This is a genomic window from Pontibacillus yanchengensis (assembly GCF_009856295.1).
Lineage (GTDB): Bacteria > Bacillota > Bacilli > Bacillales > BH030062 > Pontibacillus > Pontibacillus yanchengensis_A.
In genome coordinates this window covers 1,376,824-1,394,633 of record NZ_WMEU01000001.1, presented here as the reverse complement: position 1 = coordinate 1,394,633, position 17,810 = coordinate 1,376,824, and the positions used below count along the sequence as shown (strand labels likewise).

The 17,810-nt window shown below is 39.0% G+C and carries 16 protein-coding genes and 1 riboswitch; of the genes, 10 read left to right on the top strand and 6 right to left on the bottom strand.

Translation table 11 applies throughout. From position 1 onward, the window contains the following. Positions 1–172: 172 nt before the first annotated feature. Complete coding sequence (locus tag GLW08_RS06725) at positions 173–643, bottom strand: GNAT family N-acetyltransferase (RefSeq protein WP_237458322.1); 471 nt, start codon at positions 641–643, stop codon at positions 173–175. 268 nt (positions 644–911) lie between these two features. On the opposite strand from GLW08_RS06725, the gene GLW08_RS06720 reads away from it, so the two are divergent. Then, the gene (locus tag GLW08_RS06720; protein ID WP_160847744.1) at positions 912–2,360 is read left to right on the top strand and encodes a hypothetical protein; all 1,449 of its coding nucleotides are present in this window, start codon (positions 912–914) and stop codon (positions 2,358–2,360) included. 141 nt (positions 2,361–2,501) lie between these two features. On the opposite strand, the gene GLW08_RS22395 is transcribed toward GLW08_RS06720, so the two are convergent. Both GLW08_RS22395 and GLW08_RS06710 read right to left on the bottom strand, forming a co-directional pair. Then, positions 2,502–2,804 carry a TIGR04104 family putative zinc finger protein gene (locus GLW08_RS22395; RefSeq protein ID WP_160847743.1) on the bottom strand — a complete coding sequence of 101 codons (303 nt, stop codon included), beginning with the start codon at positions 2,802–2,804 and terminating at the stop codon, positions 2,502–2,504. Positions 2,805–2,964: 160 nt separating this feature from the next. Then, complete coding sequence (locus GLW08_RS06710; RefSeq protein WP_160847742.1) at positions 2,965–3,525, bottom strand: GNAT family N-acetyltransferase; 561 nt, start codon at positions 3,523–3,525, stop codon at positions 2,965–2,967. 419 nt (positions 3,526–3,944) lie between these two features. Then, positions 3,945–4,129: riboswitch (cobalamin riboswitch) on the top strand. A gap of 148 nt (positions 4,130–4,277) precedes the next feature. Between GLW08_RS06710 and GLW08_RS06705 the strand changes: the two genes are divergently transcribed. From GLW08_RS06705 to GLW08_RS06685, 5 genes are all read left to right on the top strand, one after another. After that, positions 4,278–6,548 (top strand): ribonucleoside-diphosphate reductase subunit alpha, encoded by a 2,271-nt coding sequence (locus GLW08_RS06705; protein WP_423808596.1) that lies wholly within the window; start codon positions 4,278–4,280, stop codon positions 6,546–6,548. 15 nt (positions 6,549–6,563) lie between these two features. Next, a complete protein-coding gene (locus GLW08_RS06700) occupies positions 6,564–7,610 on the top strand; it encodes a ribonucleotide-diphosphate reductase subunit beta (RefSeq protein ID WP_160847741.1) in 1,047 nt (348 codons plus the stop codon). Positions 7,611–7,695: 85 nt separating this feature from the next. Next, positions 7,696–8,496, top strand: coding sequence for a nucleotidyltransferase domain-containing protein (locus tag GLW08_RS06695; RefSeq protein ID WP_160847740.1), 801 nt, complete (start codon positions 7,696–7,698; stop codon positions 8,494–8,496). 66 nt (positions 8,497–8,562) lie between these two features. Further along, positions 8,563–9,594, top strand: coding sequence for a MerR family transcriptional regulator (locus GLW08_RS06690; RefSeq protein WP_160847739.1), 1,032 nt, complete (start codon positions 8,563–8,565; stop codon positions 9,592–9,594). A 192-nt stretch (positions 9,595–9,786) separates the two neighbouring features. After that, complete coding sequence (locus GLW08_RS06685) at positions 9,787–9,963, top strand: hypothetical protein (RefSeq protein ID WP_160847738.1); 177 nt, start codon at positions 9,787–9,789, stop codon at positions 9,961–9,963. A gap of 74 nt (positions 9,964–10,037) precedes the next feature. Here GLW08_RS06685 and GLW08_RS06680 read toward each other — a convergent pair whose 3' ends face one another. From GLW08_RS06680 to GLW08_RS06670, 3 genes are read right to left on the bottom strand one after another with little or no spacing between them, the layout of a single operon-like run. Beyond that, complete coding sequence (locus tag GLW08_RS06680; protein ID WP_160847737.1) at positions 10,038–10,391, bottom strand: VOC family protein; 354 nt, start codon at positions 10,389–10,391, stop codon at positions 10,038–10,040. Further along, positions 10,388–11,425, bottom strand: coding sequence for an S-adenosylmethionine:tRNA ribosyltransferase-isomerase (locus tag GLW08_RS06675; RefSeq protein WP_160847736.1), 1,038 nt, complete (start codon positions 11,423–11,425; stop codon positions 10,388–10,390). The genes GLW08_RS06680 and GLW08_RS06675 overlap by 4 nt, the downstream gene beginning before the upstream one ends. Beyond that, complete coding sequence (locus GLW08_RS06670) at positions 11,422–12,153, bottom strand: SDR family NAD(P)-dependent oxidoreductase (RefSeq protein ID WP_160847735.1); 732 nt, start codon at positions 12,151–12,153, stop codon at positions 11,422–11,424. The genes GLW08_RS06675 and GLW08_RS06670 overlap by 4 nt, the downstream gene beginning before the upstream one ends. 241 nt (positions 12,154–12,394) lie before the next feature. Between GLW08_RS06670 and GLW08_RS06665 the strand changes: the two genes are divergently transcribed. The 4 genes from GLW08_RS06665 (at position 12,395) to GLW08_RS06650 (ending at position 17,750) form a co-directional block, all read left to right on the top strand. Beyond that, entirely contained in the window at positions 12,395–13,387 is a 993-nt protein-coding gene (locus GLW08_RS06665) for a LacI family DNA-binding transcriptional regulator (RefSeq protein ID WP_160847734.1), read from the top strand. Between the two features lie 203 nt (positions 13,388–13,590). Continuing rightward, positions 13,591–14,994, top strand: coding sequence for a sucrose-specific PTS transporter subunit IIBC (locus GLW08_RS06660; RefSeq protein ID WP_160847733.1), 1,404 nt, complete (start codon positions 13,591–13,593; stop codon positions 14,992–14,994). 137 nt (positions 14,995–15,131) lie between these two features. Continuing rightward, positions 15,132–16,580 (top strand): glycoside hydrolase family 32 protein, encoded by a 1,449-nt coding sequence (locus GLW08_RS06655; RefSeq protein ID WP_160847732.1) that lies wholly within the window; start codon positions 15,132–15,134, stop codon positions 16,578–16,580. Between the two features lie 939 nt (positions 16,581–17,519). Further along, positions 17,520–17,750, top strand: a complete 231-nt coding sequence (locus tag GLW08_RS06650; protein WP_160847731.1) for a DUF2553 family protein — start codon at positions 17,520–17,522, stop codon at positions 17,748–17,750. The last annotated feature ends 60 nt before the right edge of the window (positions 17,751–17,810 follow it).

Sequence of the window (17,810 nt, the reverse complement as noted above, 5' to 3'; positions counted from 1 at the left end):
ATAAAATTTTGGCCCGCAGATGTCTAGCTCCAGCGCCTAGTGTGCTTCCCTCACCTCTGTATGATAAGTCAACATCGAATCACGCATGTTTTCGTGTTTCCTTTATCCCCTACGGCTCAGTCTAGCCCATACGTTACTAAACGGGCGCTTACGCTTTTCTTCAGATAAATTATTATAAACGTTTTTTCATAACAAGATCCGTCACTTCATAGCCGATTTTTTCATAGAGTGCTAAAGCCCTTTTATTGTGAGCAAACACATGTAGTCCAATTTGCTTAATCCCTGTTTGTCCTGCATATTCCTCAAGTGCATTCATGGTTGCTCTTCCATATCCCTTGTCCCGTTGATCTTCATGAAGTTTTATATCGTAAATGAAGGCACGTCTCTCATCCTTCTTATCTTCTATTTTGATCCAAAGTACTCCTATGGATTCCTGCTTTTCATTTTGAATGGAAAAGAATACATGTTGGAGTGTACTTAGTCCATCTGGTAGTAATTGTTTAAATTGTTCCTTGGCATTTGGAAGTGCCTCTTCCTCTGTCCAATTCCCGGCCTGGACATGCTCATCAGCATATTCTTCTATTGATTGTTCATAATAGTCTTCAAAAATTTCTTGTGACATTCGTTGTAAGGTGATGTTCATCTTATCTCTCCTTTATTTGATTCAGTTGTACTCCCGACTATAATTATTCGACTCTAGACGGGGGAAGACCTTTTGTTTATGAGATTTTATAGGAGGTACTTTAACCTAGTTATATAGTCTGTTATGACGTTTGGTACCAAGGTATGGGTAAAATAGATTAAAAAAATATAATAAAAATGTAAAAAAATACTTAACAATTTATAGGTATGGTTCGATAATCATAGGTGTGAGTCGAAAAGAATAGTTCGAAAATAAGGGAGAGGAAAAGATGAGGGGTCAAGATAAGAACAAAGTATTATTTCTATTAATTATCATAGTAAGCTTTTGCATTCAATTTACTATATTTAGTCCAACAGTATCACAAGCACAACCTGAGACATTTGCATCGTGCATGGTGGAATGCCATGAATTTTCCCTTGTAAATAATCAATCATCAACAACCGTAGATGGGACAAAAGAAGAAGCGTTTCTGTCCTTTACATCCATGATGTCTAAGGATATCTCAGGGGGTCTATACAACTATTATACTGTGCAACAAGACCCAACCCCCTATGTGTACTACGAAACACCTACATTAGTTACAGAACTATCACAACCTTCAAGCAAGGAGAATACAAAAACGAATCTCTCGTTACAAATTGATTCTGGGAATGAAGCCGAAACGATAATCAGTGGTGCAAATACTAAGTTAAAAGCACTTATCGAAAAAAATCTACAGTTACACGGGTTTACTGTAAAACAAAATGCTGATTCTGTAACAGAAACTTCTACGGATTCAAATGTAGAATTACGTATGACGAAATCACAAAGTGAAGCCTTCGTTCAGGGCGGGAGCATGGAATCTATAAAGGATGGCTATTCCTTTGAAACAGAAACATACTATACCTATGTTCAAGCCTTACAAGATGCTTTGAATGAGTACCACACACAAAAGAATGTTTGGCTTTGGGAACGTTCTCCGATAACGGAAAATCCGGATGAAACCATCGAGTTCCTATTTGATCATCAAGTTGATCACATTTACCTACACTATAAGCCAGCACTTGAAGAATCCGTTTATGCTTATTTCATTAAGCAAGCCACGGCCAATAATATGAAGGTCCATGCCTTAATGGGAAGTCCTAAGTGGGGATTAGAAGCCTATACAAAACATGCTGTGAAACGGGTGGATATGGTTAAAGGGTATAACGCTAATGTGGAAAAGGATGAGCAGTTTGTTGGTATTCATTTCGACGTCGAACCATACACGCTTGATCAATGGGATAAGGATCGAGCCAATGTTTTAACCCAATGGTGGTCATCTGCTGAGAGATACATTACTCATGCAAAAGATGCTGGGTTTATCGTAGGTAGTGCTTTGCCATTTTGGACAGATAACAAAAAAGTAACGGACGTGAAAGAGAACTTCTTTAAGGATATGGTAGATATTCAAGACTATGTATCCATCATGGCGTATCGAGATACAGCTTTAGGATCGAATAGCATTACCTCACTTGCGAACAGTGAAGTACTTTATGCTAATTCGCCAAAAGTTGAAGTAGGGGTGGAGCTAAACCCGTATGAAATTGACTATGTATCGTTTGCGAATCATTCCAATGCAGAGATTCAAAAACAAGTGTCCCTTGTTCGCCGTTACTTTATGGAAGACCAAGCAGAAGGATTTAAAGGCATTACCATGCAAAGTTATAGTGCATGGAAGAAGAAAGAAGAGGAATAGAAAGGTAGCTCTCATTATAGGTAGTTTGTTCGTATTTTGGAACTCGTAATAGCGAGCTGATGAACAAACTACATAACATTTGGTTTAGAAGAACGTTTGGAGATTAGGTTGTCCAAGCGTTTTTTTAATATCTTATCACACTTAAGCAGACTCTCTATAAGTAACAAGTGAAGGGAGAACTAAAAAACCAATTATACATATGATGAAACCTGTGAAAAGTGTTACTGCAGTGTTATTAAAAGGGGAAAGGAATTCAATGAAGATAAATATAGGAAGAGCGGTAAAAAAGACAGTAATAAACCTACTAGTAAATGTTATCTTATGTGTCGTACTGCATTCTTTACACTCAATAGGACTGTAGGCAAACAATAATGATAGATATATACCACCCCAGCTAAATTGCGCATTACAATTCTTACATTTTATGCAAGAAAAATCGCCCAATTATCATGCTAAGGTATTATTTTATAGTTAAATATATTTTTTATTAAATTCAGCATAAATATCCAGTTAACATCCATGAAGTTGTGATATAGTCTCACTAGTGATTCACATTCCTCTAGTATCTAAAAAAGGGATACCCCTCAGTAGGATATCCCATCTATTAGTATAAATCCGGCTGGAATTCACTTCTTAAAAGGCCCATCATAATTGTATCGTAGTATTCTCCATTTATGAATTCATTACTTCTCAGTCTGCCTTCTAATTTAAAACCACATTTTTCATAGACTCGGAGAGCTTGGTGGTTGCCGCTCCAAGTGTCAAGCTGAATTCGTTCCATGTTCAAATCGTAGAAAAGGTGCTTGGCGAGTGTCATAATGATATCCATACCATAGCCTTTCCCCCAGTAATCCTTTTCCCCAATAACTAGGCCGATGGTGGCAGAACGTGTGATGAAGTTAATATCTCGGAAGTCGCACTTGCCGATATGCTGAGAGGATTCTTTCTCATATACCGAAAATACATAACCATGAGATAAAAGATTAAGTTGTGTGAGATTTTGTTCATAGTGTGCTTCGATTGCTTCTAGTGGATTGTTAATTTGATATGCAAATTCAGATCCAGAACCTAACCTTGTGATCTCTTCATCGTTATTCCAACGATACACATTTTGAAGATCCGGCTTTGTGACTGGACGTAGTTCGACATTTTTTCCGATTAGCATAAGAAGTTCCTACCTTTCTTTCTCGTTGAAGTGTGTTGGTTAGTAGGTTGAACTGTTTCGAATAGTATTGTCATCATAAGCACCACCCTCTCACATTTACTCTTCATTATACGAATAGTTTGATAAAAGTTAAATCAAAAATCATAAAAATGGCGAGGCTTCAGGGTGGGAAGCAGCGAATACAAGAGGCGGAGTGACGGATAAGAGAAGCAAAGGAGCGGAGACAGGAGGGAAAGTGACGGATAATCGAGGGAATAAGCATTTTCTTGTAAGACAGTAAAAATTTTTCTCTTTAGAACGTACACTCTTACAAAATTCAAGTAGACTTTACCACATTTTTTGCTTGAATTTTGTGTTCATATTCTGTAATGTTGAATACAACATATAGATTAGTAGTTTAAAAATAAAACTATATATGCTAAAACTAGCGAGTTGAAGGTGCTCAATCAGAGCATAATAGGGAATCTGGTGAAAAGCCAGAACTGTCCCCGCAACTGTAAGTGTGACGAAATGAGATATTCCACTGTATCGGCATGAAGATATGGGAAGGGCTCAAAGTAGGTGTAAACACAAGTCAGGAGACCTGCCTTCGCTCGTACGTAGTTTCAACATTCTTCGGGGATCAAGAAGGTGAAACGATAGACATACTTATGAGTACTGGATTTGTCTAATCCTTTTCATAATGATGCTGTCGTGATAACCGCTTTCCTTCAAGGAATAGCGGTTTTTTTATTTGTATAGGAGGTATAGTGATGAACACAATGACATCAGTTAAAACGAAAGAGAATCAATCATTTGAAACGTGGTTTGCTGAATTAAAAGAGGACTTATTCGGGTTATCGAGAATTTTTCCAAACCTTGAGGTAGAGGAGTATATTGAAACAGTAATGAACTCTTTGCATCACAAGGGCGAGAATTCTAAGGATCATGTGTATAATGAGCTTATTTTGAAAGGACTCGAGCGCATGGACGAGCAAGAGCCTGATTGGACGTATATTTGTGCGCGTATCTATGCCAAGCAATTATATGAGGATGTTGCCACACGACGAGGTCTGTCACCAACAGACAACTACCCGTCATTTAAGGAACTCATTTATATGCTGGAGGCAAAAGGGGTGTATAGCTCATTTATTCTGGATTTTTATACAGATGAGGAACTACATACATTGGGCCAAAAGCTAGTGCCAGAGCGCGATGAGTTTTTTAACTACATCGGACTGCGAACATTAGCTGATCGATATTTAGCAAAAGGACACGATGGTGAATTGTATGAACTTCCACAGGAGCGGTTCATGATTATTGCTATGACACTGATGGCAAAGGAACCTAGCTCCAAACGCATGCAATTAATAGAGGAAGCCTACTGGGCGATTAGTAATCTGTACATGACAGTGGCAACACCTACTTTATCGAACGCTGGGAAAAGCTATGGTCAATTATCAAGCTGTTTTATCGACACAGTAGATGATAGCTTGCAAGGCATCTTTGATAGTAACACCGACATTGCCAATCTATCGAAAAGTGGTGGAGGTATTGGGGTTTATCTCGGGAAGATTCGTTCAAAAGGCAGTGATATTAAAGGATATAAAGGTGTCGGTTCCGGTGTTATTCCATGGATGAAGCAACTCAACAATACTGCTGTGAGTGTCGATCAGCTTGGTCAACGCCAGGGTGCGATTGCTGTTTACTTGGATGTGTGGCATCAGGATATCTTTGCCTTTTTAGACGCAAAACTAAATAATGGCGATGAGCGCCAACGTACGCATGACCTTTTTACAGGTGTTAGTCTACCAGATTTATTTATGGAAGCAGTAGAGAACCGCGAAGATTGGTATCTATTTGATCCTCATGAAGTTCGTACCGTAATGGGTTTTAGTTTAGAGGATTATTATGATGAAGAACAAGGTTCAGGTAGTTTTCGAGAAAAGTATCAGGCTTGTGTAGATAATCCAGACCTCTCGAAGCGTGCCGTTCCGGCTATCGATATCATGAAACGGATTATGATTAGTCAACTCGAGACAGGCACCCCATTCATGTTCTATAGAGATGAAGTCAATCGTAAAAATCCAAATTCACATAAAGGCATGGTATATTGTACCAATTTGTGCACAGAGATTACGCAGAATCAAAGCCCAACGACGGTGGAGGAACAATATACCCATGATGGCAAAATCATTACTGTGAAAAATCCTGGAGACTTTGTTGTTTGTAATCTATCGAGTATTAATCTAGGGAAGGCCGTACCAGATGATGTCCTTGAACGCCTTATCCCTATCCAAGTTCGTATGCTTGATAATGTGATCGACTTAAATCAAATCCCAGTTGTGCAAGCAGAAATCACGAATGACCACTATCGGGGCATTGGACTAGGTACATTTGGATGGCATCATTTATTAGCTGTACAAGGAATTCGTTGGGAATCGGAGGAGGCTGTTAGCTTTGCAGATGAACTATATGAGAACATCTCGTATCTCACGATTGAAGCTAGTAAAGAGTTAGCAAAAGAAAAAGGAGCTTATCCGTATATGGAAGGCTCTAAGTGGCACACAGGCGAATACTTTTTAGATAGAGGCTATACTCAATCCTCTTGGCAATCGTTACAGCAAGAGGTGCAGCAGCATGGTGTGCGAAATGGTTACATGATGGCCGTAGCACCGAACTCATCGACGTCTATTATTGCAGGGAGTACGGCTAGTATCGACCCTGTTTTCAAGAAATTTTACTCTGAAGAAAAGAAAAATTATAAAATCCCTGTAACAGCACCAGATTTAAATGAACAAACCTATTGGTATTACAAATCTGCTTACGACATTGATCAAACATGGAGTATTCATCAAAATGCTGCACGCCAACGCCATATAGACCAATCTGTTTCCTTTAATATCTATGTGAAAAATTCAGTGCAGGCAAAAGAGTTACTGCAACTTCATCTTGAAGCGTGGCGAAACAAACTGAAAACGACCTATTACATGCGCTCGACTTCAACAGAGGACGTGGAAGATTGTGAGAGTTGTTCATCTTAATAAGGAGGAATAATCATGAGTGAATCACTTCTATCAAAACGAGATTTATATGATACAAAAGCCCCTAATCAATCAACGGGTATTATTAATGGACGTAGCTCAAACGTATTAAATTGGGATGATGCACGCTTTTCGTGGGCTTATCCAATGTATAAAAATATGTTAGCGAACTTTTGGATCCCTAACGAAATCAATATGAATAATGATGCGAAGCAGTGGCCGCAATTAAGTGAAAAGGAACAAGATACGTTCAAAAAAGTGATTGGATTACTAGCATTTCTTGACTCTATTCAAACCGATTATAGCGGGAAGATTGCCGACTACTTAACAGATTCTAGCTTAACAGCTCTTATGCAAGTACTTTCCTTCCAGGAGGTCGTTCACAATCAATCCTACTCGTACGTATTATCTTCACTCGTTTCCAAACACGAGCAAGATGAGATTTTTGAATATTGGAAGCATGATGAGGTGTTGCTGGAGCGAAATGAGTTTATAGCGAATGGGTATAAGGAATTTGTTGAAAAGCCGACACCAGAATCGTTTCTTCGTTCTGTTGTCTATGATGTTGTACTAGAAGGGTTGTTCTTTTATGCTGGTTTTGCGTTTTTCTATAACCTGGCACGCAATCAGAAAATGGTATCAACGAGTACGATGATTAACTATATCAATCGCGATGAACAGCTTCATGTGAACCTATTTGTCCATATATTTAAAGAAACATTAGAGGAACATCCGGAGATTGACCGAGCAGAGATGCTTCAGTTTGTTACCGACACATTCCACAAAGCAGCTGAGCTTGAGATTAAATGGGCATCTTATATCATCGGGGATGATTTTGATGGATTATCGATGTCAGAGCTAGATGCCTATATTAAATTTATGGCGAATAAACGATGCAAGGAACTTGGTGCAGGGAAACCATTCCAGGATTATAAAAAGAACCCACTAAAATGGATCCGCGCTTATGAAGATGTGAATAGTGGAAAATCCGATTTCTTTGAACAAAAGTCTCGCCAATATACGAAAGTCAATTACCAGGACAATGGATTTGATGATCTATAAGGTAGCATGAACCCCGCAACAACTGCGGGGTTTTTTATGTGTTTTAGAATGGTACAATAAGAAAAAAGATAAGGAGGTGTGGAAGATGAAGGAAGAAATACTGGATAGCCTCCACACATTAGAGAGAGTACATCAAATCCGTATTCTATATGCTTGTGAGGCGGGAAGCCGAGCTTATGGTCTAGCCTCAGAATCAAGCGATTACGATGTTCGGTTCATCTATATCGCGCATCCAGAATGGTATCTATCCATTGATCAAAAAAGGGACGTTATTGAAAAACCATTACATAATCAGATTGATTTAAGCGGTTGGGAATTAACGAAAGCACTGCAGCTTTTTCGCAAATCAAATCCTTCGATGCTCGAGTGGCTTCAATCCTCTATTATATATCAACAAGATGAGGAATTTACAACCCAGTTATTCGATCTTCAACCCAACGTTTTTTCAGTGAAACCGGTGATGTATCATTATTTCCACATGGCAAAAAGGAATTACAAAGATATCACCAACAAAGAAACGGTTACAGTGAAGCACTATCTTAATGTGTTACGACCTTTACTGGCGTGTATCTGGATGAAGCAATATGACAGTATGCCACCGCTTCAGTTTTCCAGAATGGTAGAAGATCTGAACTTACCGGCTAACCTTCGCTTGAATATTGAACGAATCAAAGAAATGAAAATAGAAGCAAGTGAAAAAGAACAAGTTGGACCGCAGCCACGTTTGCAACGATATATGGAAGAACAACTCACGTTTATTGAAGAATATGTAGAAGGAGTAACACCAAATGATACAGCCATCACAGGGGAGTTAGACGAATTATTTCGACGGGTGTTATTCCAAACGTGGAGTTCTTATTTTCATTTTCAAAATAATTCTTTATGAAAACTCCTTTACCTTAACGTCACGGAAACCCTTATGATAATGACATAAGAAAAGGGAGGAAGTTACATGAAAATAAAAGAAGCAGCTAATCAATTACATACAACCCCGAGAACGATTCGGTTTTACGAAGAAAAGGGGCTCATTCAGCCGGAAAAAGGAGAAAATGAGTATCGGTATTACAATGAAACACATTTATGGCGGTTACAGGCAATTCTGGCTCTTCGTGAGATCGGAATGTCAACTAGTCAAATAAAAGAAGCTCTTGAAAATGGGAATGAGATCGAAACTTATTTAAACGTTCAACGATCTGCCCTTTATGAACAGTGGCTCCAAATGAAGGATATGATTACGACAGTTGATGACATGCTTGAAAAGCAAAAAGAGCATAATCTAGCTGCTGAAGATCTTTTCAAACTTTCCAAACAACTAAAAGAGTTAAAACAAATACGGAATGACTGGGAAGATAAATGGAATTTCGATAATCAAGCTCACGACTATGATGAAAACATTAAAACGACTGGATATCGTTTTAACGTACATGAGCATTACCATGAAGCGTTAGTTAAGGTGGAGTCGTTTATTTCACCGATGCCAGATGAAATAGGAGTAGATATTGGTACAGGTACGGGTAACTTGGCATCTCTATTTTTGGAAAAGGATGTTGAGATGATTGGAGTAGATCAGTCCGAAGAGATGCTAAAAGTTTGCAAAGAAAAGCATCCTGAGATAGATGTTCGCCATGGTCACTTTTTAGCTCTACCATTAATGGATGGGCAAGCTGATTTCATTGTGACGAGTTATGCTCTTCATCACATTCCTGATACACAAAAACTATTGGCACTTAAAGAGATGGACCGTGTTATAGGAAAGAATGGACGTATTGCTATAGCTGACCTCATGTTCGAAGATGAGTATGATCGAAATGCGAAGCTAGCCAAGTACGAGGAAGATGAGAACCATGAAGCTCTTGAAGCAATCCATGATGAATATTATGCTGATCGCTCCTTGCTTTTGAACTGGTTAAAAGACAATGGTTATCAGGTAGAATGTGTTTCCTTTAATCCTATTCTTTATATTGTGTTTGCAGAAAAAATATAAAAGATTGTACGGCCATATGTAGAGAAGAAATAAGCAGAGGAACAGGCAGATTAGTGCTTGTTATTGTGTTTGACACACAATATGTAATCTATTGTTAAAACGTAAGATGGATAATAAATTCACTTAATTTACCAAAAATTTGAAATGAATCCGTCATCTCGTTCGTATGAAAAGAGTAAGAGGTGATTCAAAGTGGATATAGTATTTATCATTTTCGCTGTTATTGTGATTGCCATTGGTATTGGTAAAAAAGCATCTAGTGGCCCAGCTTTCTATGACGACCAAAGGGATAATCATAGCGCTGGCGGTGGTAGTTTCTTTGATGGTGATGGTGGTTTTGGAGACGGTAGTGGAGGTGGCGGAGAATAGGTCGCCCCATAGAAAGAGCTTGGGTTTCCAAGCTCTTTCATATGATTGCTATTTTTGGACATGCTTCAAAAAGTTTATTTTTTCTGTAACAATTCAATCATTTCTCCATCTAAACCTTGATAAAAAGCTGTGTACCAACCTGTTTCCGAAACGGTATAAGGACCTTCAACAGGTTGTAATGATAGCGAAGCGAGTCGTGATATTGTTTCTTCCAACTCATCCACTTCCCAGCAAAAATGAGGCGAATTCGAATAGTGATGTTCCTCATCCTCGATCAACTCAAGTAGTATATCTTCATGCTTAAGGATGACAATTTGCTCCTCCTCATACGCAAGGGAAGTGTACTTCTTAAATTCAAACATCTGCTCATAAAAGCATTTTGAAGCAACTAGGTCCTTTACGTATAGACCCCCGTGATGCCAATTCATTCAAGATTCCCCGCTGGAAGGATTAAATTCATATCTCCAAATTCGTGCCATAGATAGCCTTTGTGTAGAGCTTCCCCGTAAGCTTTCATGAGTTTCTTTTCTGGCAAAAAAGCCGTCAGCATATGCAAGTGACTTGCTTCTGGTTCGTGAAATCCCGTCAGTAGTCCATCTACTGTAATAACGCGATGATTCTGGTCGATGTAAAGCCTTGTAATGCCAGAGATAGCTTTAACCTCACCATGTTCGTTAACGGCAGATTCAAGTGCGCGAACGACTGTAGTTCCGACAGCAATTACACGGTTACTATTCTGTTTAGCTTGAGTGATAAGCCTTGCAGTTTCTTCTGGGACATTGAAAGCTTCAGGATGATTTTTAGGATTTGGCCAACGATTTTGTTCATAGTAGCTTAATCCAGCATGGAGTTGAATGTAAGTGGTCTGGACCCCTTTTGCTTTTAGTTTGGAAAGTAAATCCCACGTAAATGCACGACCAGCAGAAGGCATTTCAACAGAACCAGGTATAGCTCCATATACCGTTTGATAGGTTTCTAACGGCCATGGATGGTGAATGTATTCATACCGTACTGGTTCACCGTATCGATAAATATAATCAAGCAGTGAACTCCCACCCTTTGAAAAAGATAAGGTAACGAGCGGTGGCTCTGAACCAAGTCCTGAAATGGTAGCTTCTAGTCCTTCTGGAAACTGAATCGGAACATTGATTTGACGAAATGTTCCTAGTAGTAACGCCTCCCATTGATTTGTAGAAATTTTTCTAGACAGACGGATTTCTACGTTTTGTTTCCCTAGGCACCCTTTCAAAACTGGGGGAATGGTTCTACTATTATTTAATACTATAACATCACCATCTTCTAGAAATTGATCAATTTCTTCAAAACGTTTGTGGTACGCACTATCTTCATCTTCTTGTAACACCATTAACCTAACTTCGTCCCGGCTCATTCCTTTATGCTCAGGTGGTACTTCAGCATGAAGGAACTCTGGAATGTGAAATGAGGTAGCAAGTGTATTCATGACAGTTCACTTCCTTTTCTAGTAAAGGATTGGGCTTCATAACGTTCTCCATTCACATCCTTTGCCTGTTCAGAAGCTAAATAGAGAAATACATCTACTACATCATCAGGTAACGCCAATTCATAATCACAGTCTGGGACGGCTGTTTCATGCATTTCTGTATTCATTTCACCTGGGTCGACCATATTGACCCTAACACCTGTGTCATCAAGTTCATCTGCCCAAATGGCTGTAAGACCTTCTAAACCAAATTTAGATATACTATAAGCTCCCCATTCAGCTAATCCGGTTTTCCCTACTTCTGACGTCACATTTATAATAGAACCTTTTCCTTTTGCTAACATGCCAGGAAGTACTCGTTTCGTAACCAGAAATGGATTTGATGTATTAACTCTAATGACTTCTTCAAATTGATCAGCTGGGTAGTCAGCAAGTAAAGTTGGCCCAGGACCAAACGTCGATGCGTTGTTAATCAGTACATCAATGGAACCAAATGCATCCTCCACTACTGAAATGAATCGATCAACATCTTTTACCTGTGTCACATCCGCTGTGTTTGCTACAACGGTAGCGCCTAACTCCTCAACTTGCTTAACTACTTCATCTAGTTCTTCATTTCCGCGTGCACATAAGCCTAATGAGTATCCTTCTTTAGCAAAAGACAATGCTAATGCCTTTCCAAGTCCTTTTGACGCTCCTGTAATAACCGCTACATATTGTTTCTCCATTTGTAAAACTCCTTTTGATTTTATTGAACTAAATTTAGTGTAGCGTTAGCAGGAAAATATTGAATCGGTGATTGGCATGAAAGTGGTATCGAGAATTAGTTGGAGTACTACATCAGACTTATGAAGTAGATTTAGGGTGACGTGATGTTAGAATAAAATCCAGTTAGACAAACATTTACAAATGAAATATGATAGATAACAAATGATTAAAGTGTATGTGTTTTGTGATGGAGGAGCTAGAATGACAACAATCAATGATATAGCAAAAATGGCTAATGTTTCGCGGACCACCGTGTCACGCGCTTTAAATAATAATGGATATGTAAGTGAAGACGTTCGAAAGCGTATTATGAAAATTGTAGAGGATACGGGTTATATGCCAAGTGTTTCAGCACAATCACTACGTACAAAGCGTTCTGGTGTTATTGGCATTATTCTTCCTAAAATAAGTACCGAAACATCAAGTAGAGTCGTAAAAGGAATCAATGAAGTTGTCTCCAAAGAAGGCTTTCAAATCTTATTAACAGATACGGAATTAGACAAGAGGAAGGAAGTAGAATATATTCGTTTACTTCAAAGTCGTCAGGTGGATGGCATTATTTTACTAGCAACGAATGTGAACGAAGGGCTACTAAATGTTATTAAAGACGTGAAAGTCCCATTCATTTCATTAGGTCAAGAGTTACCGAATGTAACATCAGTTGTATATGATGATTATCACGCAGCCTGTGATATGACCAATTTATTTATTCAGCGAGGTCATGATAAGATTGCGTTCATCGGTGTTGGAGAAGAAGATCCGGCTGTAGGTCAAACGAGAAAACAAGCATATATGGATACACTGAAGAAAAACGGACTGCAGGTGAAAGACGAATGGATTCATGAAGGAGGCGACTTTAGTATTGAATCTGGATACGAGAGTATGAAACAGATTCTGAAAAAATCTGAAGGAAACCCTCCAACAGCTACATTTGTCGTAACGGATCGGATGGCAATAGGTGCTATGGAATATTTAAAGGAACAAGGGTATCGCATACCTGATGATATGGCAATTTCAGGAATTGGAGCAGCCGTCATGTCAGCCTATATCACACCTTCTTTAACGACAATAGATTACAATAACAAAGAGGCTGGGCGATTAACAGCTCAATTAATGCTCGATAAATTAAATAATAAAAAAGTTTCCGAAAAATCTACGTTATCCTATAGACTCATTTCGAGAGATAGTGTATAGTGTGAATTAATAAATGAGTTATGTAATCGTTCACATAAAAACATTTATTTTTTTAGAAAATAAATAAAACCGCTTACATTTTTTATTTAATAAATATGTAATCGATTCCTTATTTTAAAGTAGATTCGAAATGGCAATTATAAAATACGTCTGCACACGATGTGTGAACGATTACATCAATATGTAATAGGGAGGAATAAACAATGGCAAGTAATTCAGAAATTGCGAAGCAGGTCATTGACGCGATTGGCGGAGAAGAAAACATTCAATCGGTTGCTCACTGTGCTACTCGTCTGCGAATTATGGTTCATGACCATGAAAAAGTAGATGTAGAAGAAGTCGAGAAAATTGAAAAAGTAAAAGGTGCCTTTTATAACTCAGGACAGTACCAGGTTATTTTTGGTACAGGTACTGTAAATCGTATTTATGAAGAAGTAACAAAGCTAGGGGTAGAAGGATCATCTAAATCAGAGATGAAAGAAGAAGCAGGTAAACAAGGAAATGCTTTTCAACGAGCTATCCGTACATTTGGTGATGTGTTCGTACCGATTATCCCAGCCATTGTTGCAACTGGTTTATTCATGGGTCTTCGTGGACTTATTTTACAAGAAGAGATATTAGCCTTATTTGGATTGACCCCAGATAGTGTACCAGAAAACTTTGTTCTATTTACGCAAGTATTAACAGATACAGCCTTTATCTTTTTACCTGCTCTTATTGCGTGGTCTACCTTCAGGGTGTTTGGAGGTAATCCAGTCCTCGGTATAGTCCTCGGTTTGATGCTAGTATCACCGGCCTTGCCGAACGCCTGGGACGTAGCAAGTGGAGATGCAGAACCTCTTAAATTCTTTGGTTTTATTCCGGTAGTAGGTTATCAAAGTTCAGTATTGCCAGCATTCTTTATGGGTATCATTGGGGCTAAGTTTGAAAAACGAGTCCGAAAATATGTACCGGAATCACTTGATTTAATTGTAACGCCGTTTCTAGTTCTTCTTGTCATGATAGCACTTGGTCTACTAGTCATTGGTCCGGTATTCCACCAGTTAGAGGAATATATTTTCGCAGGAACGAAATTCTTGTTAGAACTACCATTTGGACTTAGTGGACTGATAATTGGTTTCTTTAACCAAATAATCGTTATTACGGGTGTCCACCACATCTTTAACTTCCTAGAGATTCAATTATTGAATAACTTAGGGTACAATCCATTTAACCCAATTATCACAGCAGCAATCGCTGCTCAAGGTGGTGCAGCACTTGCAGTAGGTGTGAAGACAAAATCCAAACAGTTAAAAGCATTATCCTTCCCTTCTGCGGTATCTGCGTTCCTAGGAATCACAGAACCAGCTATTTTTGGTGTTACGTTACGCTACTTTAGGCCATTCGTTATGGGACTGATTGGTGGTGGTGCAGGTGGTTTCCTAGCATCAATGCTTGGCTTAAAAGCTACGGGAATGGCTATCACCGTCCTTCCAGGTATGCTTCTATATTTAAATGGTCAACTACTTGGATATATTCTAGTAAACGTTGTAGGTATTGGAGTAGCCTTTGTATTAACTTACATGTTCGGTTTCTCAGATGATATGCTGAATGATAGTAAAAAATAAAAATTAGTAAAACATTTGAGGAAGGCCTTGGCTCACAGGGTCTTCTTTACTGTTCCACTTTCAGAGTGCAGTTAATTTCGTAGAAAGCTCACCATATTTTCGTGGAACCAAATCAAGATGGAGGGGTAGGATTCAGGATGAATAGAGATGAAGAATTACGTTATAAAGCCTATCAGGAAATAGAACTACACAAGGATATAGTTGAAAGGGATCCACACCGACAACACTATCATGTTGTGCCTCCTGTGGGCCTTTTAAATGATCCAAATGGATTCATCCAGTGGAAAGGCACCTATCACTTGTTCTTTCAGTGGATGCCCTTTGATACGACGCATGGGGCTAAGTACTGGGGGCACTATTCCTCGACTGATTTAGTGAATTGGAGCCTTGAGCCAATCGCCTTAGCTCCTAGTAATTGGTATGATAAAAATGGTTGTTATTCAGGCAGCGCTGTAGCTCATAATGGAAAAATGAAGTTATTCTACACTGGAAATGTAAAAGATGAACAAAATAATCGGGAAACTTACCAATGTTTAGCGACGTCTGAGGATGGAATTGAATTCTCAAAACAAGGCGTTGTGATTGAGCTACCAGAAGGATATACAGCACATTTCCGCGACCCGAAAGTGTGGCAGCATGAAGGAAGTTGGTATATGGTCATTGGCGCTCAAACGACTGAAGAAGAAGGTTGTGTGGTGTTATACGAATCTCCTGATTTAGAGAAATGGGAATGTAAAGGGCAAATTGCAGGACCAGCTCATGGAGACAATCTAGGCTATATGTGGGAGTGCCCTGACATGTTTGCTTTGGAAGATAAAGATGTCTTGCTATTTTCACCTCAAGGTGTAAAAGCTGATGGGGTTCTTTACAATAACGCGCATCAATCAGGTTACATGGTAGGGCAGATGGATTACCATCATTCAAGATTTCATGGTTCTTCATTTGTGGAAATTGATCGTGGCTTTGATTTCTATGCTCCTCAAACGACATTAGATGACCATGGGAGAAGAATCATGTTTGGGTGGATGTCAGTACCTGATGATCAAGAGGCGCATCACCCAACTATTAACTATCGATGGATTCATTGTATGACCGTGCCTAGAGAGCTTCAATTATGTAATAGTAAGGTATATCAAACACCTATTGAAGAGCTGAAACAACTGAGGGAAGAACCCACTACAATCGCAAACATTAACCTTGCTAATCAACAGTATGTTTGGCCTTCTGAATTGGATTGTGCTTCTGAGATAGAAATCGGCTTGAACAATACAGAGGAAATGACATCTTTTGAATTAGAATTGTTTGATTGCATTACACTCTCTTACAACCAACATGATCGTGAGTTTAGCTTATATCGAAACAGTTTAATTCATGATGAAAAGGAATCTAGAAGTTGTCACTTATCTTCTGGACTACAAAGCATGAGGTTGTTTGTAGATGCTTCATCCATTGAAGTGTTTGTAAACGATGGAGAAGAAGTATTCTCTGCCCGCATATTTCCTTCCCATACGAATCAAGATATGGCTGTTAGAAGTGAAGGTACAGTCAATGTAGATATCACTAGCTGGACGTTAAAACAGGAATAGTACTGAATCCTAGCTCTTTTATAGTAGAGCTAGGATTTTTTATAGAGAATGCGTATTTATTCTGATATAGCCCTATTATCTTGAAGACTTGAGTTCTAGATATATTTAAGAGGTGATGGGTCCGATACTTGAAAAGTGGAAGGGGGTTACGGTGAAGCAACTCGCTTTCCTGCGGGCGAGCTGGTGAGCCTTCTCAGTCGCTTTGCTCCCTCTGGGGTCTCACCAACCTCTTTCTCCCGCGGGAGTCTCGCAGTTCCCCTTCACCCCAACCTGGTAATGGCTATCGGACCCATGGCCAAATGTTGTATGTCTGGGTAGATCTTAAGGACAAATAAAACTTTATTTTTTACAAACAGCGAACTACTGTCCATTAGCTTTCTTGCCACAGAATTTTTTGTTATGAACCAATTGTTATACTAGAACTTACTAGGGTGTGGACCGTCAGAAGATATTCAAATACCTCAACCTCTCTAAGTTCGCAATGTTTCCGTTTCTCCCAACATCGCAGGAGGTGGCCATGGAACAAGGAGACTCCCGCCGGAGAAAGGGGTAGGCAAGACCCCCTGAGGGTGTTTTTCCCCGAAGGTAGCTCGCCAGCTCGCTGGCAGGACGCGAGTTGTTCCACGGCCACCTTTATTCTAACTAAATCTACGGAAACATCCCACTCCCCCCAAACTATCTCGAATCCAAGTCTTCCAGATTATGCCTCTTATGTTGAATGACTAATAAGTATAAAAATCAGAAAATTTAGTAAATAAAGTGGTGACAAGTTCTTTTTTGTAGGCATAATCTATAAGGATATAGTAAGCTGCCATTTATAGGTTATCAGTATGTTCTTTGTAAGATATATTACAGAAATGAATCGAACGGGATATTATGATGTATGATACCAACGGTTAAAGATGGCAGAGCGAATCTTTAATAGAGGAGGTTATTCACATGACCGAAAGAATTGATATCACAGATAAGGTTTGTGGAAAGATTTGTGATGATGGGATTGAGTTGTTTTTTTATTCCGATAAGATTGGCGAGGTTATGTACTCCGATAAGAACAAGGAATATGTTTTATTCGCAGGATATATTCGAGAAAATAGCCGCATCTATAAAATAGAACCCAAACGAGAGCCTGTGACACAATTTGTAGAAGATTGTGATCTTGGATGGTGTTAAAATCATGAGAATGGATTGTGTTTTAATGGCAATCCATTCTTTTCTTTTCTAATATTAGTG